This window comes from Photobacterium sp. 1_MG-2023, assembly GCF_030547945.1.
Taxonomy (GTDB): Bacteria; Pseudomonadota; Gammaproteobacteria; order Enterobacterales; family Vibrionaceae; genus Photobacterium.
This window is the reverse complement of sequence record NZ_JAUORR010000042.1, coordinates 1-21,852: the sequence shown is the minus strand read 5'-3', so window position 1 is coordinate 21,852 and position 21,852 is coordinate 1. Positions and strand designations below refer to the sequence as shown.

The window sequence follows — 21,852 nt, the reverse complement described above, 5'->3', positions numbered from 1 at the left end:
AAGATGGTATCCGCTCAAATCAGGACGATCAACAAGCCACTGCGCTGGAGTCCGTACACCAGATTTGACTATAGCTCATCAAGATCATTCATCTAAGACTTTGGCAAAAGCAACTGACCAGTCGACAATACAGTTAACCAGCCATAAGGAAGTGTTGGAAATGTTCCACATCACCAGCAAAGCCACCATCTACAAATGGCGCCAGAGCCGCGGTTTTCCTGATCCGGTAACGCTCATGCCCCTACGCTGGCTACGGTCGGCGGTTGAGGAATGGAAAGATAATGTTGGGGGTTGTGGGCGTTAAACTTTGCTGAGCCATCATTAGGTGATGGTGGTTCAGAATCATACAGCTTGTAGCCAATCAAAAAGGATAGCTATTTCCCTTTAAAGTACGTAGAATCCGTCTCATTATGAGTAATAAGCAACTAAAAGAAACTGATTATAAAGCACTCGTTATAGATTGGCTTTTAAACAAAGGTCAGCTAAACAACGAGTCTGTACTAATCAATGAACTACCAGTATCCAACTTTAAAAGAAGGGCTGATTTAGTCGTGGTAAATGGCACCCTTCATGCTATAGAAATTAAAAGTGATACTGATAACTTATATCGACTTGATGGGCAAATAAAAACTTATCTTGATTTTTTTGATAAAGTAACACTTATTTGTTCTAGTAAATTCACAGAGAAAGCGAAAAATATACTTCCAAAAGAAGTTTCTATTGTAGAGCTTAAGTATAAAAATAACTCACCTCAATTTATTATAAAAAATAGAGGGAAAATAGTTAGAGTAACTGACTGTAAAAAATATTTATCATTTGTTGACAAACAAAGCATTAAACGCTTTCTAAAAAATGAAGGGATTGAATTTCAATCTGATATCTCTCGCAATGGTTTATATGAAAAAATTTCAATGATACCTCAAAATCGTTGGCAACTTTTTGTCACCGATTATCTAAAAGCCAAATATAAATCAACATATGATAAATTTATCATTAATAGAAAATCAAAAACAAGAAATTTTGATTTGAAAAATCTGAGCCCAAATAAAAATCCAGATTGCAAAGATAATGCTAATCAAGAGTATATCGAATGGCCTCAGTCAGAATATACCAGCCGCATAAAAGAAAATGAAAGCGTTAATTTCATTGACGTTACTAAAAGATTTTCCCGTTCAGGTTTTAACCCAAACGGGAAAGTTAAAGTAATACCAAGGAAGTAAGTTACCAGTATACTTCTTCATCTTCTTGAAGAACAGGTGTTATTCCTGACTCTAAAAAATCAACTATTCTTTCAATATATAAATTAACTCTGACAGAAATCCATTTACTTGGGGAGGCAAACTTTTCAATCTCCCCTTTTGAGACTTTCCTTATTATATTACTGCTCCATAAATCTAAATCATCATCCCATACTTCATTATTGATCATTTCTTGGGCAGCCAGTTGATAGAGTTGCTTCCCTGTTTGATCATCAGTTAGCTTTCTTCTTCGTTCAAAAATCCATTCTGATGGTGTTGGGTAATCGACTCTCGCTACAAAAACGCCTCTTGTTTCATAGAACTCTCCATGAACACTTGCATAATCACCATAAATTGCCACATCTCGACCACCTAAAGTATGATAATTATCCCACTCCAACATGGGGATTACGCCCTTTTCTCCAGCTGTATCCGAGCAATAAGATGCAAAACTTTTAGGGAAGCTTGTAGAAGCAGTGACAATCTCTACTGACGTGTCAATTGAGCGCAACCTGTTAATAGCATCTAACGTTGATTCTAATGCTAACTTTTGTCTACTCGGATTAATTTGCCCACAATCTAATATAATTAGAAGATTATCAATATCATTTACAACTGTGGCGGCCTCTAAAGCAGCTTGAATATCCCTTTCTTTTCTAGGATCGACAGTTAATACTATTTTATTGAACTGTGATTCCAACTCATGAACTTGTTTAACAAACTCTCTTTTTGTAACTTTATTATTATAGATAATTGAAGGAATAAGAGACTCATTTACGCATTTGGACTTTTCAACAAAACTTATCCACTGCCTAAAGTTATTGCTACTATCAACTAAGTCGTCATATTCTGAAACTCTCAGTTTTTCATATGGTGCTAGATTTAAAATTGCCGGTCCAGAAAATGAAGATAACCATTGATCTAGTGAATTGTTAACACTATGATTTTGCCCGAGCTTGGCCAAGTCAACTCTAGGCAATAATTTTACTTTAGTTTCTTCTCTTAGCTCTGCTATCCCTTGTAACTCGGAAGTTCTAGTACGAATAACCGGAGCATAAATATAGTTACCGTATTCCATCTGTGTAGTCCCTATTGAATGATTCTTGGTGCTAACAAAGTGGGTGATAAAACCGCAAAAAATCCTTATCTGTTAGCGCTCTAGTAGCTAAATAGCAGATCTTAACATAGTGCCAATGCGCATATAAATCAATTGTATATTGAATGGCATCTTTTTTTTACAGTGCTCTCTGCACTTACAACCAGTATCCAAGACAGATAAAAATATAAAAATCATGCACGCTTAATAAGATACCCAAGCTCCTAAACAGACATCTTGTCATCACAACATAATAAAACATAGCGTATAAACAAGTTACCCGTCACCTGCGTCCAAAAAGCTAGCCAACATTTCAGAATACAACTCATACCCCTCCAACGGCTCTTCCAGCCAGCCGTGCTTGTTGTACACAGACAACACGCCTACCAGCTCGTGCCCTAGCATCTTTTCAACCACATGCGGCATCACACCAAGCTCTGAGGCTCCCGCCTGAAATCATGGGTGCGCCACGCTTCTAACGGTAGGCTGGCACGTATACGGCGAATGTAACGGTTGGCGGCTGAAATGGTGATTGAAGTATTGAGATCTTGCCCAAGGAACAACACGTCGTCGTAGGTTTCCATGACACGCTCTAAAATGGCCCAAGTTTTGGACGGGATTGATTGTCGAATCGGTTTATTCGATTTGCTAGGCGTTTTGTTAGCGGTACTGCCGCGGCTGCGCTCAATCGCCTGCCAAATCCCCTCATTTTCCACATGATTTGTGGTTCCACCTTGCCTCCTTCTGGGTAGTTGCGGGATACTTACTCCTTTGAGATTCACAGGCTGCTGCCGTTGGATCGACGCACTCTGGAAAGAAAGTGTTTTCGGTGGGTGATTTCCGGTGCAGTGAGACAAAGCCACGTTGAGAACAAGCACTTCATACGAATCCGGTGGCTTCAGGAAACAACTATGAATGATACAAATACACCAACCCTGTTTTGGTTGGACTATGAAACCTTTGGTGCCAACCCTTCGATTGACCGCCCGTGTCAGTTTGCCGGGGTGCGGACCGATATGGATTTAAATGTGATCGGTGAGCCGCTGGTGATTTACTGCCAGCCGCCGAGCGATTACCTGCCGTCACCGGAAGCCTGCCTGATCACGGGGATTACGCCGCAGGAAGCCATGGAAAAAGGGCTGCCAGAACATGAGTTCATTGCCCGGATACATGCGGAATTATCGAAGCCGAATACCTGTGTGATCGGGTATAATAATGTTCGTTTCGATGACGAAGTCACCCGTTATACGCTGTATCGCAACTTTTATGATCCCTATGCCTGGAGCTGGCAACATGGCAACTCCCGCTGGGACATGCTGGATATCATGCGTACCTGCTATGCATTGCGTCCGGATGGCTTGAACTGGCCGACGAACGACGAAGGCTTTCCGAGCTTTAAGCTGGAAGATCTGTCTGTGGCGAACGGTATTGAGCACAGTAATGCGCATGATGCGATGGCGGATGTGTATGCAACTATTGAACTTGCGAAAAAAATCAAAAACAGTCAGCCCAAACTCTTCAGTTATCTGTTCAATTTGCGCCACAAACGCAAATTGCAGGAGCTGATTGATATCGCAGAACTGACCCCGCTGGTGCATGTCTCTGGCATGTTTGGTTCTGAGTGCGGCAATACCAGTTGGATTGTGCCGATGGCCTGGCATCCGGACAATAAGAATGCGGTGATTTGTGTCAATCTGGCGATGGATCCTGCCCCGCTGCTTGCGCTGGATGCCGATGCGTTGCGTGAAAGACTGTACACCAAGCGTGCCGATCTTGCGCCGGATGAATTACCTGTCCCGCTGAAGCTGGTTCATTTGAACAAGTGCCCGGTCCTTGCACCCGCCAAAACCCTGACGGCAGAGGATGCCGCTCGCCTCGGCATTGATCGGGAACAGTGCCTGACGCATCTGAAAGCGCTGAAAGCACAACCCCAGGTTCGCGAGAAACTCCTGAATGTGTTCAGTCAGGCACGTGAATTTGAACCGAATGGCAATGTCGATTCCCAGCTGTATCAGGGATTTTTCTCGACCGCCGATAAATCGACCATGGATATCATCCGTGGCACAGCACCGGAAGAGCTGGGTAAACTGGAACTGAATGTGGATGACAAGCGAATCAAGCCATTGCTGTTCCGTTACCGTGCACGCAATTTCCCGATGACGCTGAATCATCAGGAGCAGCAACAATGGAAATATCATTGTCAGGATTTCTTCGAATCCAAACTGCCTGCATATATGCAGAATCTGGAAGCCGTTGCGATGGAACATCAGAGTGATGAGCGAAAGATGAAAATCCTCAAAGATGTGTACGACTACGTAGGCAGCCTGGTTTAAAAAGTCGATCACGACCCCGATGGCGTGCTCAACGCAAAGCACCTGATCAGTCAGGTAAATTTCTCAGCCCTGATCGCGCCTGCGCTCAGGGTTTCTTTTTTCAGACACTTTTCCCGCCACTGAGGTTTGAACTTCAGACAAAGGGCTATAACACTTAAGTCAGGGTCAAATGGCCCCGGGCCGGAACGTTCTGTCTTGGAGACTGTAAGGATTCTGGCTTTGGCTGGCTCTCCCATGGTGTTTATTGCCAGACAATGAAAGGAGTACATTCGGCAATAATTTGGAAGAAGTATTGGATATGGCAACTGAATCTCTTACCCGTTGTTACCGGTTCAGCCGGGTTGATTTTGAACCTGATCTGAGGCTGCTGGTCTGGCCGGATAAATCAGAAACGGCACTCACCCTGCATGAAACCCGTCTGTTGGAAGCACTGTGCTACTTTGCCGGTGAAGTCCTGAGTCATCAGGTGCTCTCGGATAAAACCTTTTTTCCGCAGGATTCCTTATCACAGGTTCAGCAAATCGACCTGGCGTCTGTATTTAATTCCCTGCGCCGCAAGCTGACGGTGAACGGCGTCATGGCCATCCCGGTCGAAGTCTTACCCCGTTACGGATTTCGAGTGCCGCTGCCGAAAGAAACCTGTCGTCATATCCATCGTTTTCAACAACCGGAGACGCTGCCTGCACAAGTACCTGAGCCATTGGCCCAAACAAGCCAGAAACCACGCCGGCCAAAACCCAAAGTGTCCGCCACAGAGCATATTGTGAAACACAGTCTGATGCACAAGTTGTCTGTTATCCTCTTGGCTGCTGCCGGAGTTGCCATGGTGATTGTTTCGAACTTGTAATCTGTTGCGCTGGATCAACGGCTTCCCTCAAAGAAGTGTGGTGTAGATCTCATCTTTTTTGTATGATTGCGACACCATTCATTTTCATCCTTGTGTATATGAGCTACCTGCGTTCATTTGCCATCATTGCCATTTTCCTCATGGCCGGGAAAGGATTTCAATCTCTGACTCAGATTCCGATCCCAGGCAGCATTCTTGGCATGCTTTTGTTGTTTACTGCACTTTCCACGGGCTTACTTCCGCCGAACTGGGCCAAACCGGGTTGTCATCTGCTGATTCGCCATATGGCGATTCTTTTTGTCCCTGTCGGTGTCGGCTTAATGAACTATCTCGATTTGCTTCAGGCCAATGCCCTGCCAGTGCTGGTCAGCACGCTGGGGAGCAGTCTTGTCGTGCTGTTATTCGTCGGCTGGTATGTCCAGCGAAAGGAGTCTGACTGATGTGGATTCTGGTCACTGTGGTGGTTTTCTGGCTCGCCCGTCTTTTATCTAAACGCTTCCAGCACCCTGTTTTGAACCCGCTTTTAATTTGTCTGGTTGTAATTATTCCTTTGCTGCTGGTCCTTCAGGTGCCCTATGCAGTCTATTTTGAAGACAACAAATGGATTCACTACTTGCTGGAGCCGGCTGTCGTGGCACTGGCATTCCCGCTGTATGAGCAGTTACCTCAGATCCGCAGCCGCTGGAAAGTGATCGTCACCGCCGGTCTTTGTGGCAGCGTGCTGTCAATGATCACCGGCACCGCTATCGCCCTGGCCCTTGGGGCCGATCTGCAACTTGCCGCCAGTATTTTGCCCAAATCAGTCACAACGCCGATAGCAATGGCGGTTGCCGAACAAATTGGCGGGGTGCCTTCGCTGGCTGCAGTCATGGTGCTGATCGCGGGGGTCTTCGGCGCCGTTCTCGGTTATCCCCTGTTTCAACTGGCCCGGATTTCTCATCCGATGGCCAAAGGTCTCAGCATGGGAACGGTGGCGCATGCATTAGGCACGGCTAAAGCCGCTGAAGAAAATTATAAAGACGGGGCGTTCAGTTCACTGGCATTAGTCCTTTGTGGTGTCATCACCGCCATTCTGGCCCCTGTGATCTACCCGATTCTCTTGTCTGTTTTCCAGTAAATTTCCATTCACTCCGTGACCAGCCAAAGCCCGCCATCACCGTTGCACTGCAAAATCGCAGTGCATTGATACGCGGGCTTTATTGCATTGAAAACCATGCATTTTTCTCATAAAACATGTGAGACCACTCACTATTCATTGAAAATTATGAAATAATGCAAACACAAGAGTGATTCAAATCACAAAAAATATTCCTTAACCTTCTACAATGCGAAAGTGAATTCAATAAGGAGAATCACTATGCGCGCTGAAGTATTGGAAGCTTTAGGCAAACTTCCCCATGAGCTGTCGCAGGCACTGAAGCCAATCATGACCGCTCCAGGTTTTGACGCCTCCCTGAGCCCGGAAGAATTTCAACACCTGATGGCAGTAAGCCAGTTATCCGATGTCGAACTCCGGATGCAGTTACTCAGCATTGCTGCAGCTTATTCCATTGCCAGTATTTCGAACTTCTATGTGGGTGCGATTGCCCGTGGCACTTCAGGTTGCCTGTATTTCGGCGCGAATATGGAATTCGAATCAACCTCAATGTCACAAACAGTACATGCCGAGCAATCTGCAATCAGCCATGCCTGGCTGAAAGGTGAAGAAGGAATCAGCGATATCACCGTCAATTATTCACCTTGTGGTCATTGCCGCCAGTTCATGAATGAACTGAGTACCGCACAAAGCCTGATGGTGCAACTTCCTGAACGAACGCCAAAAGCGCTGCAGGAATATCTGCCGGAATCATTCGGCCCCACAGATCTGGGCATCACCGATTTGCTGTTGACTGATAAAACGCATGATTTACAGCTTGATTCAGAAGACGCACTGCTCACAGCGGCCTGTCAGGCGGCAGATAAATCTCATGCACCGTACAGCAAAAATTTCGCTGGGGTTGCACTCAAAGCCAAAGATGGCCGGATCTTTTCCGGTATGTACGCAGAAAACGCTGCATTCAATCCAAGCCTGCCACCATTGCAAGTCGCTATGATCCACATGAATATGGCGGACTATCCACTTTCAGAGATTGCAGAAGCAGCACTGGTTGAGCAGAAAAGTGCGCCAGTCAGCCTGCTGGCAGATACCCAGACGACACTGGAAACCTTCAATCCGGATTTACAACTCGCCTACGCTGCAATCTGACCTGTTTTGTCTTTCTTTTCCTTGCAACCGGCAAAGCATTCTGTTTTGCCGTTTTTTTGACTGATGCCTCGAAGAGAATTATTTTGAGGTCTGCCGTGATCAGCGTATGATTCCAGATTATTTTTTATCTGATTAAAACGTTATGACTCATCGACATAATCCAATTCAGGGTGCCTGCTGGATGTTAACGGCGGGAACAGCCTTTGCTGTTGTCAACAGTATGGTGCAGTACCTGAGTGTGGTCTTTCATCTGCCTTCCACCACTGTCGGACTGATTCAGTACTTTATCGCTCTGATTGTCATGCTGCCCTGGCTTCAAAAGATCGGGCTGCGCCAGGCATTAAAAACCCAACATTTTGGGATGCACTGTTTTCGGGTTTTCCTGTCTGTGATTGGCATTCAGTTGTGGCTGTGGGCTTTGGCGTATCCGGTACCGATCTGGCAAGGAATCGCACTGCTGATGACTTCTCCGCTTTTTGCGACGATCGGTTCGGGATTATTGCTGAAAGAAAAGGTTGGTTTTGTTCGCTGGATGGCCACACTGGCAGGATTCGGCGGTGCCATGATCATTCTTGAGCCTTGGTCAGATGATTTCAATTGGGCATCTGTACTTCCGGTGGGGGCTGCATTTTTCTGGGCAAGTTATTCCCTGATGGTGAAAAAGATGTCCCATCATGATTCGCCAACGACCATGGTTGTTTATCTGCTGATCCTGATTACACCGTTCAACCTCTTTCTCGCGGTGCCTGATTTCACCATGCCAGCCAACCATCAAACCTGGCTTCTCTTGCTCGGTGCTGGCATGTTTACAGCACTGGCAAACTGGGCCATTGCAAAAGCTTATGCCATTGCTGATGCCTCTTTTGTACAACCTTTCGATCACGCCAAACTTCCATTGAACGTACTGGCCGGGTTTATAGTGTTTGGCTGGGTCCCTCCGGGTCGCCTCTGGCTGGGCGCAACCATCATTATCGGCTCTGTCGCTTTCATCACTCAATGGGAACGACGCAGACCCGTGATGCCCTCCAAAACCATTGGCGAAACCTCCTGACGCTGGCCAACTTCATGGCGGCACACGCCTGAGGATAAAAATCCGCCTTCTTAGAAGGCGGTATACTCTGTGAGGTCAATTCATATTACGTTTTTATGGTTTTACCGTGAAATTATCTCTACCTTGATAGAAGTGAATCACAACGATATTAATACGCAGCAAAATTTAATCGCTTAATAATCAAAGATGAACTATTAGCATTGTTATTCGAACCGGAAAATACAAGGAATATCTTTTTATTCGGATCAAAATTTTTCATGTGAATTGATCTTATTGGTTTGGCCGGTCTGCTTGGTCTATCACTTAAATCACTTGGTAACGCATATATATTCAAATATTCTCCTCTCTTTTCAAACCAAGTAAAAACATATTTATCGCTAATGCCAGGATTAACTGTAAACTCACGTTTCACTCCTGCCTCAATGTCGTAAACTTTTCTCGAATTAAAGGAAATCAGTGCACCATATACTGTTGGTTCATTAAGTATCCCTTCATCTGTAATGTCCCATGAGCTTATATGATCTTCCGACTGATGGACGAAAAAACTATAATATCCAGTATTTCTACCAAGGCGTTCAATGACATAAAATGCAGTTATATGTGAACCTGTAAAATGCTGAGTATACGAATTAACAATAACATTATGAACATTATCGTCTTGAAGAAAGCTAAGTGGCATACCATCAGGGGTCAAGGCGTATGACTCCACCGGAATATTACCAGTAGTTTTTCTTTGAATCCAGTTGACCTGGTTCAGTTCAGATATGTCAATTCTTGTTCTAGACAAATCGAATATTGCAGGATATTCCTTACTTACATGATTAGCTGAAGCCAGAATAACATCATTGTTCATAGATGCATCAAAATATTGCAGTTTTACCTGGCCATTGAGATCAGTCTCTTTGCTGATACTCGTGTTATAATTTGAAAACAATCCACGAGACCCTGTAGACAGAACGTCAACATTCACAAAAGGAGCGACCTGTTCATCTGGATCAAGTAAGGTGAGATCTAATGCACTTTCCAAGCCATTCACATTTTTTAAAGTTGATTCTGAAAAATGGTAATTTTTAACTTTAGGGTTATTGAACAAAATACAGGTCACATAAGCTTGGTCCGTAACATCTTGACTTGACAATAACGGTAATGATAAGTCCTGAACATATGCAGTGGTCGAACTATCTTTTTCTGCGCTCCAAAATGGTTTACCCACCGGCCAATTATATGTTTCCCCAACTGAAGTAACATGATTGATTAATATGGCAAATTCACGTCTGAGAGGTAACCGTCCTTGACGTGAGTGGCAGAAATGTTGTGCCTGATCATAAGTCATGGTGACCATTTTTACCGGTGAGGCAGTCAAAGTACTGTCATCAACCGCAATTGTGTAATCAACATTAATGTAATCTGCAAACACTTTAGAGATTGGAGCAGTAAATGTAATATGGCTATTCACCAAAGGTGAATCATCTAAAGTACGAATATCATTCCAATCCTGAATCAGAGAAAAGTCTGGAACGACTTTGATCCTGATAACGCCAGTGGCAATACCACCGCGATGATCACTTAGCGTGTAAATCACATCGTGTGAGCCAGGCTTGGTCGATGAAAACACAAAGCGAGTATTAGACACATCATCGGGTGCTTGCAGTAAAGCCAGGCCATTCAAAGTGATCACATTGATCAACTGCAGCGAATCACCATCAGCATCTTCTCCCATCGCCTGTGTATCAATAACAACCTCCTGACCTGCCGATAACTCCGTTGCATAGAGTATTGTTCGGGCAGTTGGAGGCAGATTCCCTGCGGTATCCGAAACAGAAATCACCAATGTACCTTGTTTGATAAGGTCGCCATCCGAATACGAATACAGCAGAGTGACACTCCCTTTTTCGTTTGCAGTATACGTAATTGTATCGATATCTGTCACCGCAGCGCTACCGCTGCCCAGAATGGTAATCACATTAGATAGTATGTCCAATTCGCTCAATGGCGAAACGGCAGAAAGCGCAGCGCGAAGGTTGACAGTCAATACACCATCCGCAATGTCCATATGACGGACCAGCGCAGGTAAACTATTGTCCGCATAGGTTTCACCAACAGCCATTCTTACATATGCAGAACGCTTTGCCTCGGGGGTAGTGACGGATTCTACTTCGTATTGATAGACACAATCCTGGATCTTAGAACCTGATATCGTCAACGTATTTCCAGCGCTCTCTTGCACCTTACACCCTTCACCGCTAATGACAGAAGCTTGCCGAAGATTAAATCCACGATGATTACTGGTGTGCACCTGATTGCTTAAATTCAGTTGAATTGATTCACCCACGACGCTGCGCACCTGAACGTTCGCGGCATTAATCGCCACGACAGAACTGAGCTGTGTTGAACTCTCTGTGGAGGTCGATGAATCACCTCCACCACCACACCCTGTCATTAAGAACGCTACACTCATCAAACACATATAAACAGGTTGAAAAAACTTCATCGCATGTATTCTCACTCTGATTTAGGTAACGTATAGGAAATATAATTGAATTCAGTCACGTATGAATTGTTGATAGATTGAAGGTTCGATCCCGAAAATCCGATCCAATACGGTTGACTAAAATCAATATTATCTGGATTAATAACCTCCGAAACCACCGGGTTTTCGGGTCGGTATGGTGTTTCACTGGTATATATATCCAATTGAGTACCTCGAATATAAAACCAGACATACAAACTACTTGAATCTATTTTTTCATCAGGAATATCATTACCATTTCCTTCTCCCCCTTTTAATGCGAGTATATTTTCTTCTACGTATTCAATAACCGCACCATAAGTCGATTTCTCCGGGAGAAAAGACCTTTCTTCTTTGGTAGGATAACCACGGTAATAATTTAAAACCAACTGATCCAGTATGCCACTACTTTGCTCCAAAAAGAAAGAGGCAGCACCCGAGTAAACCGTACTTGATTTTACAATCCTAAAATGTGAAATCACACCATCCCCTGAAAATGAGGAATTGTATAAATGTGTAGTAATATTTAGATATCCGTAACGAATGGGTAATCCAGCGACACTTGGAATAAGTAATTTTGCATTCTTCACAGTCTGTTTTGATTGCCAAAGTCCTGAATCAGATAAATTCATAACCGTATTTTCGTATAAATCTTGTCGATCATAAGCAACGTAAAATTTGTTACGATCTGACAACTGAGCAGTAATAACTGTAGATTCAAGAGACGTGTCATAGTAGTCTTGCTTATAAGTACCCACACTATTTGCATGCGCTTGAATACTTGACTCTCCATTACTGAATAACCCAAATCGTGAATCAACATTGAAAGTCAATCGTTGAAATGGCGTTGGCTCTCCATACGGATCAAGTGCCGTTACATTCACCTTAGAAACAACACCTAGGTCATAAACTACGTTCAAATTCAAAGCGTAATCTTGAATCAATGGATCATTGAATAGAATACATGCAACAAATAGAGGCTGATTATCATTCACAGCAGTAAATGTACCCGAATGTGCGTCAAATGCTTTTAAGGTTGTTTCAGATGCTGGTGTACCGCTCCAATAACTGGAGCCAACCGGCCATCCTTCCCGTGAACTTAAACTCCCCGTAAACTTAAAAAGATTGGTCCACTCTTTTTCTGTTGGTAAACGCCCATTACGCAAAGCACAGTAATCCCTTGCTTGAGGAAAAGTCATTGTGACTACGTGTGCATTTTGAATCGCACTGTCTTGGTTATTTTCTAACAAAGTACCGCTGTAATTTATGTTTAACTGTTCAGCCACAATACCTGTTAAAGGAGCCGTATAAGTTAATGCGATTCCCCAATCTGGATCAACATAAACGTCTGGATTGTAAATATCATCCCAGGTTTGATTCACTAGCGACATATCTGGCTGAACGGTAAAACTGATAATACCTACAGCATACCCACCCTTTCCATCTGTTACAGTATAGGCAATCTGTTGTTTACCGGCGGCGGTCGATGAGAAAGCGATAGTTGTAGGCTGAGTCACACTGACTTGTGCGTCATAAGCTTGTACCGCCGACAGCGACAGTGTATCTCCATCTGGATCATTCAATAGATTCAGATGTTCATGACCAACATCAGTTAAATTAATTTGTACCGTACTGCCACTTTCAATTAGCTGTGGCAATTCATAGTGCTTCGCTGTCACAGCACGATTTGATCCCGCTGAAAAAGCCACATCGAGAGTACCTAACTGGGTATTTACCCCATTACTCAATGAGAACAATACACGGGTAACACCAACCTCTGTCGAATTCAGTGTAATAAGACCGTTCACGGTATCATATGTAACCTGAGCAAGACCTAGACCTTGAACATTCTCTTGCAGACTATAGTCGTCCCCAGGCCAGTCAATTCCTAGCGCCTCTTTAATATTGATTACTTTCTCGACATTAATAAATGAAGTAGCGCTCAAAATTGGCAATAGCGGATCAGAAGCTGCCTCAGATACTGAAACTCGCAACAGGTTACTGGCCCTACCTTGATAGCTCTTCGATTGAGGTTCTACCGTATAACGATAACGACATTCGCCAGTTTCTCGCGACTCTATGCCATAATTAAGTCCATAAGAAAAGTTCGTCTGGCAATTTTTCTCTGTATACTGATCAACTGGTACTAAGCTTTGGAGAACCAAAGCTGAATTTGGGTTCGATGATCGGGCTGAAACATATAACTTCTTTTTTTTACCCACTTCTGCTTTCGCTGTTTGGGGGTGAGCGCTGATAAAAATGGATGTTGAAAGTGGTTGGAAAGATTGCTCACTTTCAATTGATTCAGCATTACTGTCATGTTCACTTCCACATGCTGAAATCATGACAATAAGTAGTAAAACATAAAAACGTTTCATTCCAATCATGATTTACTCTGCCTTATAAAATATATAAATCAAAAATATCGATCGCTTAAAATCAAAAATCTATCTTACATTATCTGTGAATAACGACACCGGAACAAAGTCGAAACACAAACAATTCAATATTTAAGTATTTTCCTACATGAATAGATGATCACTCCCAAAATGGCCCGATACCATTAAAGAATAAAGATATTCATCAAATGCATAGACAGATATGCACAAAGTTGATTTCAATAATGGGAATATGAGCCTTTTCAAGGCGCTATCGAAAAATAATCACTCATATGAAGCTTGGCTAGATGTTGTATGACCAGCGTTTTCAAAAAATCTAATTTCTACGCGCCGATTCTGTGCTCGGCCCGCTGCGTCGGCATTGCTTGCAATCGGATGAATCTCGCCCAAACCTTGAACTTCGATTCGGTCTGAACTTATCCCCTGCACAATCAGATAGTCAGCGATGCTCTGGGCACGTTTAAAAGAAAGCTTAAGATTAAAATCAGCACTTCCGATCGTATCCGTATAACCGGTGATAACAATTGGTCCTTGAGACGCCTTTAGCCTCTTCATAATAAAATCAATTTCATTTGTCTTCTCTAGCTCATAACTATTAGTCAAAAAATGAGTTCGAATTGTCCCAATTAATAAATTAGAATTCCCATCATTGTCTTTATTTTTATTCGCGACCTCTCCCTCAACTTTTTGATTCTGATTGAAATTTAGAACATTGGAGACCTGCTGCCCAAAACGGTAAATGAAGCTAACCGAAGTAAACATCAGATCAGCACCGTCATAACCAATTCGATCACTATTATCAATAAAGTCTATATGCTGGAATTCTGTGCGGAACGCCCATTTACTGGTGATATCATACTCTAAACCAATAGCTCCTAGATAACCCCACTTATCATATTTTTTTAGATTATCTACACTACTTGTACTTACGAACTGATAAGCAACACCAAATTTAGCATAAGCCTGAAAATCGTTAGAAAAATCTAAAACTTTGAATTTACCGGTAAACTCTGTGCCATATACGTTGCTGTTTTTATCCACGACTCCAGGTAAACGCTCAAAACTTGGGCTACCGTAACTACTCAGAGAGCCTTCTAACCCAAACCAATCATTCACTTCATACCCAGCCAATAGTGAGAATCCCGCAGTATTCACGTCGCAATCAGTGCTATGACAGATATCCTCAAACCTAGACCAACCGAAACGCTGTCCAAGATAAAAATTCGAAATTTCTTCTGCCGAATTAATCGATGACTCCTGAATCGACAACTCTTCAGATTTAATTGATCCGTTAATGGAAAACTGAATGACAAACACCAGAATTAATTTTTTCACAATAAAATTTATTTTCATTTTTATATTCATCATAAAATTTCTTCGAACATTACAGTGAATGTGTCCATATAAAATCCAGTCCCCACATCCTCAGATTTCAGATTTTCATATCCGATGCTTAAATCAAACTCAAGATTGGTAACAGGCCCTACTACATTATATTCGACAGGATTTCTGGCGTTTGGTAACAAGACGCCGTTTTCAACAATCTTCACGACATTACATCTAAGACATCGAATGTAATAAGGTATTTTACTTTTCCCATAAACCAGATTATTAGCATCAGAGTTATCTACAACCTGAACCATACTATAATCTCGATTGATAAAGCTCATTTTAATTCCGGACTGGAAGTATCCACGGGCTTGAATATTGAACACTGCTTCACCTGATACTGTATGTGAAGAAGTATTATAGATGGGTTGAATCTCTTTCTGAGTCTCTGACCTTATTTCTGTTAGCAGATCTGGCTGATAATGGATCTGAACAGAAAAATGGGACATAGGTACAATTCGATATGTTGTGGCTAAATTATCCTTATAGTAATACTTAAGCGAAACAGGAATAGAACCAGTATAGCGCCCTTTTATCGGATCTGATAATTTACTAAAAGCATCAATAAGTCCACTTTCATCGATATGAAATATTGGGCGAACAAAATAAAAGGGTTGCTGAGATTCATTCGATTGATAGCTTACTGTTGTCGTGCAATTTTCTGTAGTAGGGCCCGGAACATTCACATTTTTAGGATCGATCCAAAAACTTATCAGGGAACCAGATTGAATTTCAGAAGGGCCACACATTGTACCTGGTACGAGAAGAGTATCATTCCCAGTAACAGATGCTGAACCAAGGTTATATTCCAATCCAATTAATTTAATCGGTACTGATATGGATCCACCTGGGCCAGTTAATTCAAATTGAGTCGCACTCGTTGTCGGAATTCCCGGCTGCCAACGGCGAGTTGGTGTAAGGTTGCTGATTGATTGCCAATTACTCAATATATAACTACCAGAAGGCCCATTTGCTACAGCATTAACGAATGTAATATGATTCCCTTTTACTTGTAAATTTAGAGTTGTAGCATTGATTTTAAATGAAATTAACAAAGTAACAATAAAACAAAAAAGCAATTTAGATTTCATGCTTATACCCTCAGAGAAATCCCTTATTCTTTCTTTACTTTGATTCGACGAACAAAGGAATTATCGTGACTGACAACAACCACATTAAGGAGTTCTGCTTGTACACCTTTAGGAATTTTAAAATGTTTTTTTCGTCCAGATAAAACTCTGTATGCCGCACGACAACCAGATGTAACAGTTGATGTACACTGATCAATCCCTAAGAGAAAAAAAGTGTTCCCAGTATTTTCGACATACAGCGTGTCACCCTGATTCTCAATTTTATAGCTTATTTTGGGTTCTTTCGCTGGAATAATATACAAAGGAGCATAACCAACATTGAGTGCAACAATCGGTTTTTCTTCTCCATCTTCAGCATAGGGCTCTGGAACAAAGTTAATTTGATACACATGGTCACGCTCAAAATTACAAGTCAATCCACAGAGCGAACGTACACCCACTTGCTTGATTCTTTCTGATTCTAAAATTAATTTCGGATGCGTCAGCGTAATTTCCCACTCATCAATGTTGTCTTTTGTATATAACGTTTTATTGATGGTTTCTCCCTGAACATCATATTTTGTAATTTTAGTGGTTATAAAAGAGGTGTAGGATTCATGGTTTGACAAAGTAAATACACCGTTACCGGATTCATCCCCCACTAAAAGCATAGTATCAATCGACAAAGCATATGATTTTGTCATACTCAAAGCAAATGACAATACAGCCAATAAAGCAAATTTATATTTATACATCACTAAACCCTTTAATAGTTAACGTTTCACCAAAACATAGCTGCGAGAATTATCTAACAATTGGGTATCTCTAGTATAACGCTGTACATCCAATATTAAATCACGCTGATTAGCGGTTAATATTTCACCTTCAGATTGAAGATAAACATAAACAAAATTGCCAACCTGCTTCTTAATCACTGTATCGCCTCTTTTAGTCATCGATACAATCTTATGATCCAAGTAATTATTATATTCCGCCTTATCAAACCCTCCGACAAAAGTAATAGAGATAGTATTGTTATCTTGACGAGTTATATACTGCTCTGTAGGTTCAATTTGGGGTAAACAATAATTGTGTCCAAAGTTATACATTTCTGAATTATCTACAGAAGGAATGTAGCAAACTAGGTCTTTATTAACCAGTTTGAATGGTTGACCTTCTTTTAAAGAAATCTTATATACACCACTGACAATTTCATTACTGTCGACACAACCTTCCCCATCACAAATTACATCTTTCACTTCAGCATCAAATATATCCCGAAATGCAGAAACAAAAGACAACACACGAGATACGTCAGTTTTAATATATTGAACCGTTCCAGGAGTTGAATATAAGTCTACATAAGACTCTCCAATATTATCAAGGTCAACACTCTCTGTTTCTATGAAAGCTTTATAAGATTGATAATCCCTTAAAGGTATGACTTCAGTATTGTGCGTTACCATTTTCTTAATCGTAGTCGTATCATCAGACTCTAAAATTAAAAACCCTTTCACACCACCTTGATTCTGATCATTAATTAGCCGCCCCTGAGAATCTACAACCAGATAAGCGTCAGATTCATGATTCGTCAACGTCACACCATTTTTAGATATGATTTGGGTAGAAGAAATATTCGCAGAACCATTTACGGCACCCCGACTATTCGTGTAGCCGTATACACTCGCATTATAATATTCGTGATTATGCGATGCATGCAATGAAAAGTCATACATAGAATGATCAATTTGGTCAGGCAAGTAGTTATGATCGATAACGACACTACCATACGCTCCCTCAATTGAATCCAAGATGTTTTCAGCATGCAGGCTATTATTCCAACTACTGATATCTCGCCCATCCAAGGCCAAACGCGACTCAGCAGTTAACTTTCTTCCCAACGGGATAGATAAAACTAACTGAGTAGAGAATCGGTTTGATAATGAGTCAACTTCAAAATCGTAGTCGACATTCACCTGAAATTTTGCATTATTAAATATATTTTTTGATGCCCCAAAAGTTAATATAGAAGAACGGAAGGAGCTAAATTCATCTTCTCCATGATTATCAAATAAACTGTATGTAATAAACGCTTGACTGTCGTGCATCAAGCGAAACCCTTTTGATATTGAAGCCCGAGTATAGCTATTATTACCATAAAAATATCTTGCCATCAGAGAGTTATCGCCGACATAAAAGTTTTCATATGATAGACTCATACCTCGAATGCTCAGTAAAGAGTCGAAGTAACGGCCATGATTAGAAAAGTATTGACCGTTCAGAGTTAATTCTGACTCCCATGGCAAATATGCTTTTAATCCAGCAGTGAACGATGAGTCTCTCGCAGAGTAAATCCCTCCCCCACCGATAACAATTTCATCTATTGGCCGATAGGTTAATAAGGAACGGAAGAAGAGATCCCCAGCTAAGTCATAAGCATCATCAATATCATAAAGATTATCAAATACTCCCACAGATAGTGATGTATCAAAGTCTTCAATGGCTAAAACATCGTTCCCTGTGTTATAAATTGCATTGACTTCTTGAGAAACGATCTCATCACCAGATTTTACTTCAAACACTGCATTGTATCTACCACTTGGTAATTCGTCATTTGTGATAAAACCTTGTCCAGATGGTATATTTTTCTGTAGGATTATTCGGTCACCTCGATAAACCGTTAAAACACCAGCATTTGGCGAAAAATAAAATATTTTCTGTGACGCTCTCTTAGCACCTAGTATCATATTTTTTGATGTGCCAAGAGTGAATGATATTTCTCGATTATTGTGTTTTGCATATAGGAAATCTGTTGAATTCATCGATAGCTGATCACGCAGCAAACCAGCAACATATCGAAAATTATCGACTTCCAAATTATAATATAAATCATTTAAATCAAAGTTATCTGATGCACTCTGATAATAGATATCGCTATGGATCTCACCATATGGCAACCCAAGAATTGTATTGTCATAGAAGCTATAACCCGCACTCATTGCATTAGATAAACTACTGTATCCATGAAAGTGGTTGATAATTGACCAGTCTTTTTTCTCAGGGTTGGCAAACTGATATTCAGTCGAAATATTTTTATCCTGGATAATTAATTCAGGATTTAAGAATAAGTATGCTTTATTTTCAAAATAATCATAGTATATTTCGAAATCATTAGGTGTGTGATTGCACTCACTTATTTCTCCTTCACAAATATCTGAGTTCACCTTACCGTTTGCTAATGCAGACAGTATATGATCCACTGCAAACGACTCAATTTTATTTTCATTCAAGAATTGACGAAGCTTTTTCTCTTCTGCTTCATCAGTAATCTTTATTGAGTCATAACCAGCAAGTAACAAAACTTTGTGGTAGCGCCCATTTATCCCCTTAAAATCAACAACTCTATTCTCTTTCGAATACAGTTCTTTAAACTCATCAGGAATTTCCTGAGTCGCACTCGCCAACATTGGCGATAAAGAAAAAATTAAGATTAAATTCAGGTAATGAAAATTTATCATAGATCAAACTCCACCATAACCTGTATTTCACCCTCACATTTATTTACATTCAGTGGTAGACGATTAAACTTCAGTGTAAATTTATAGTCAGCCTGCAAATAATCTTTACCCATATCATTAAATGGAAGTGTTCTCGGAGTGTTCATATCTAATTCATATGAGTCAATAAATATATTCACCATTTCACTCTGATATGGGTAACTGGCTTCTACCTCATCAATTAAAACAAGATTTCCAACATCATTAAATCGATAACAGTACGAATCATTTTTAGTTAAAGTAATGGTGTGTTGAATCAATCGTGAAGAATCATCATTCGGAATATTTGTACTAATCGCTAGCTGAGTATGAATATCCTTTAAAGAATAACTATCTTTATTGAACTTAGGGATTAAGTTATTCTCAGTGAATGTTACATTTATCTCACCACCAAAAAACTTATTTTTGTCTATTTGTGTCGTAACAGTCATGGGATGTGCAATAGGCCCACAATAGCTTTCAGCACTAATCATCGATATGAGTGTTGTTATAAGTAAGCGGATTATTTTAATTTTGCACATATTAAAGCCTCAGAGAAAACAGGCCCACCAAGGTAGGCCTGTATAATGCTTACTGATATTAAATCGACCTTAATAAATATTAAGCATCTTGTGCGGCGGTGATAGACATTGTCACAACAACACTGGAAACATTTTCAAGTTTTTCAGCAGGTGCATCGGAAGCCAGTAAGATTGAGATCGTATCTGTATTTGTAACGTCTGCTGATGTTCCATCTGTTGTTACCGGTGTACCATTAATATCAACTGTTAAAGTTGAAGTAAGCGGTATCTTAGCACCCCCTGCAACAGCCTCATATGTCACAGAGTTTACAGTCCAAGCTGCACTTACAGGATCACCAATAGTGTCACCCGCACTCAGATCAAGATCTCCATCGCCATCTACGTCAGTCCAGGTACGCGCCACCAAAATAGCTTCGCTACCGAAGTTTGGTTCAAAACTTAGATCATCTTTTACCGTACCTTCACCCAGTGTAAACTCATGACCGGCATGGATTAAATTACCATTAATATCGGTAACGACAATATTTCCGTCCAAGTTTTGAGTCGTCAGGTCAGCAACCCATTTAAGATTATCGACGCGAGCAGTATCACCAATAGCTGCTACTGAAGAACCTGAAATAACCGCACCAATAGCTAGTGCAAGTACAGCATTATATTTTTTATACAACATGTTGCTTCTCCTACTAAGATATAATTTTTGTCTTTGCAATCTGGTAGGCATTAAGTAGTTCTAATGTCACCGCATTGACAAAATTATCCTAACATTAATATTCCATTAGATGCTTTCTACTAAGGTGTTTTTGATGGTTCTTAGGGAGTAAAGGAATTTTCCTACAACGTACACTCACTTCATCCTACATTTAAAAGAATTTCGAATTTAAATTAGAATAAAAATTAATGTCTTCAAACACGATTTTATGTGAGCCCGATTTCAGATAATAAGTGCGACATTCATGGTAAGGTGTAGAAGAGGAAGTCAACTGCTGAAAGTGGTACGCTCTTCTCGCCAAAGAAACAAGCAGTACTACCATGAATTATCAGCAGTTGACCGAGGGCAAAAGATACCAGATTTCTGCTCTTTTGGAACGGGGAATTTCGGTTTCTGAAATAGCTAAAACAGTTCAGTGCCATCGCTCTACGGTATACCGGGAGCTGAAACGCGGCCGCAAGGGCAGTCATTATTGCCCAAACGAAGCCCAGGCGTTATCAATCAAAAACGCACATCAGCGCGTAAATACCGAATACCTCAGGAGCGTGTTGATTTTATCCGCCTCCTTTTAGAAGCGGATTGGAGTCCAGAGCAGATTTCCAGTGTATTAACGAATGTCGGTGCCGCTGTCAGTCATGAGTGGATCTACCGATTTGTTTCGCAGGATAAGCGGTTGGGTGGCAAGTTACATCGCCATTTGAGGCAAGGACACAAGCGGTATCGTCGCGGTAAAAAAGAGAAAGCGCCAGCGATCAAGAATTGTAGTGGAGTCGTTGATATGAGTATAAATGTTGGTATTGATGTAAGTAAGGGAGCTATGATGATTTCTGGTGTATGCGAAGAAAGGGTTGCGGTGTAACCTGTTGATTGATCCGGCAAGATCAACAA

Annotated in this window: 19 protein-coding genes and 1 pseudogene; 9 read left to right on the top strand and 11 right to left on the bottom strand. The window is 41.3% G+C overall.

The genetic code is table 11. The annotated features are described in order from the left end of the window. Together Q4579_RS21585 and Q4579_RS21580 are read left to right on the top strand one after the other, a co-directional pair. Positions 1-304: helix-turn-helix transcriptional regulator (locus Q4579_RS21585; protein ID WP_368502014.1), on the top strand; the 304-nt coding region annotated here is incomplete at its 5' end. 106 nt (positions 305-410) lie between these two features. Beyond that, positions 411-1,220 (top strand): sce7726 family protein, encoded by an 810-nt coding sequence (locus tag Q4579_RS21580; RefSeq protein ID WP_303566917.1) that lies wholly within the window; start codon positions 411-413, stop codon positions 1,218-1,220. A gap of 1 nt (position 1,221) precedes the next feature. Here Q4579_RS21580 and Q4579_RS21575 read toward each other — a convergent pair whose 3' ends face one another. Both Q4579_RS21575 and Q4579_RS21570 read right to left on the bottom strand, forming a co-directional pair. After that, positions 1,222-2,316: a hypothetical protein gene (locus tag Q4579_RS21575; RefSeq protein WP_303566916.1), complete on the bottom strand. Its 1,095-nt coding sequence runs from the start codon at positions 2,314-2,316 to the stop codon at positions 1,222-1,224. Between the two features lie 294 nt (positions 2,317-2,610). Continuing rightward, positions 2,611-2,739, bottom strand: a complete 129-nt coding sequence (locus tag Q4579_RS21570; protein WP_303566915.1) for an integrase — start codon at positions 2,737-2,739, stop codon at positions 2,611-2,613. 506 nt (positions 2,740-3,245) lie between these two features. Between Q4579_RS21570 and sbcB the strand changes: the two genes are divergently transcribed. The 6 genes from sbcB (at position 3,246) to Q4579_RS21540 (ending at position 8,810) form a co-directional block, all read left to right on the top strand. Further along, the gene (gene sbcB, locus Q4579_RS21565) at positions 3,246-4,667 is read left to right on the top strand and encodes an exodeoxyribonuclease I (RefSeq protein ID WP_303566914.1); all 1,422 of its coding nucleotides are present in this window, start codon (positions 3,246-3,248) and stop codon (positions 4,665-4,667) included. 298 nt (positions 4,668-4,965) lie between these two features. After that, a complete protein-coding gene (locus tag Q4579_RS21560; RefSeq protein WP_303566912.1) occupies positions 4,966-5,514 on the top strand; it encodes a hypothetical protein in 549 nt (182 codons plus the stop codon). Between the two features lie 62 nt (positions 5,515-5,576). Further along, entirely contained in the window at positions 5,577-5,954 is a 378-nt protein-coding gene (locus Q4579_RS21555) for a CidA/LrgA family protein (protein ID WP_303566911.1), read from the top strand. Next, positions 5,954-6,631, top strand: coding sequence for a CidB/LrgB family autolysis modulator (locus Q4579_RS21550; RefSeq protein WP_303566910.1), 678 nt, complete (start codon positions 5,954-5,956; stop codon positions 6,629-6,631). Before Q4579_RS21555 ends, Q4579_RS21550 begins: the two co-directional genes overlap by 1 nt. A 240-nt stretch (positions 6,632-6,871) precedes the next feature. After that, positions 6,872-7,759 carry a cytidine deaminase gene (gene cdd / locus Q4579_RS21545; RefSeq protein ID WP_303566909.1) on the top strand — a complete coding sequence of 296 codons (888 nt, stop codon included), beginning with the start codon at positions 6,872-6,874 and terminating at the stop codon, positions 7,757-7,759. A 142-nt stretch (positions 7,760-7,901) separates the two neighbouring features. Next, positions 7,902-8,810, top strand: a complete 909-nt coding sequence (locus Q4579_RS21540) for a DMT family transporter (protein ID WP_303566908.1) — start codon at positions 7,902-7,904, stop codon at positions 8,808-8,810. Positions 8,811-8,958: 148 nt separating this feature from the next. On the opposite strand, the gene Q4579_RS21535 is transcribed toward Q4579_RS21540, so the two are convergent. From Q4579_RS21535 to Q4579_RS21500, 8 genes are all read right to left on the bottom strand, one after another. After that, the gene (locus Q4579_RS21535) at positions 8,959-11,301 is read right to left on the bottom strand and encodes a hypothetical protein (RefSeq protein WP_303566907.1); all 2,343 of its coding nucleotides are present in this window, start codon (positions 11,299-11,301) and stop codon (positions 8,959-8,961) included. 11 nt (positions 11,302-11,312) lie between these two features. After that, entirely contained in the window at positions 11,313-13,706 is a 2,394-nt protein-coding gene (locus Q4579_RS21530; RefSeq protein WP_303566906.1) for a hypothetical protein, read from the bottom strand. Between the two features lie 276 nt (positions 13,707-13,982). After that, positions 13,983-15,086 carry an OmpA family protein gene (locus Q4579_RS21525; RefSeq protein WP_303566905.1) on the bottom strand — a complete coding sequence of 368 codons (1,104 nt, stop codon included), beginning with the start codon at positions 15,084-15,086 and terminating at the stop codon, positions 13,983-13,985. Further along, positions 15,083-16,198: a hypothetical protein gene (locus Q4579_RS21520; protein WP_303566904.1), complete on the bottom strand. Its 1,116-nt coding sequence runs from the start codon at positions 16,196-16,198 to the stop codon at positions 15,083-15,085. Before Q4579_RS21520 ends, Q4579_RS21525 begins: the two co-directional genes overlap by 4 nt. Positions 16,199-16,221: 23 nt before the next feature. After that, positions 16,222-16,932: a hypothetical protein gene (locus Q4579_RS21515; RefSeq protein ID WP_303566903.1), complete on the bottom strand. Its 711-nt coding sequence runs from the start codon at positions 16,930-16,932 to the stop codon at positions 16,222-16,224. 18 nt (positions 16,933-16,950) lie between these two features. Next, positions 16,951-19,695, bottom strand: a complete 2,745-nt coding sequence (locus Q4579_RS21510) for a TcfC E-set like domain-containing protein (RefSeq protein ID WP_303566902.1) — start codon at positions 19,693-19,695, stop codon at positions 16,951-16,953. Continuing rightward, positions 19,692-20,255, bottom strand: coding sequence for a hypothetical protein (locus Q4579_RS21505; RefSeq protein ID WP_303566901.1), 564 nt, complete (start codon positions 20,253-20,255; stop codon positions 19,692-19,694). The genes Q4579_RS21510 and Q4579_RS21505 overlap by 4 nt, the downstream gene beginning before the upstream one ends. A gap of 79 nt (positions 20,256-20,334) precedes the next feature. Then, positions 20,335-20,925, bottom strand: a complete 591-nt coding sequence (locus tag Q4579_RS21500; protein WP_303566900.1) for a hypothetical protein — start codon at positions 20,923-20,925, stop codon at positions 20,335-20,337. Between the two features lie 359 nt (positions 20,926-21,284). Here Q4579_RS21500 and Q4579_RS21495 point away from each other — a divergent pair. Further along, positions 21,285-21,724, top strand: a pseudogene (locus Q4579_RS21495) (IS30 family transposase); the annotation flags it as partial. Here Q4579_RS21495 and Q4579_RS21490 read toward each other — a convergent pair. Then, positions 21,650-21,852, bottom strand: a 203-nt coding sequence (locus Q4579_RS21490; protein ID WP_303566918.1) for a hypothetical protein, incomplete at its 5' end; no start/stop codon positions are given. The pseudogene Q4579_RS21495 and the gene Q4579_RS21490 overlap by 75 nt on opposite strands.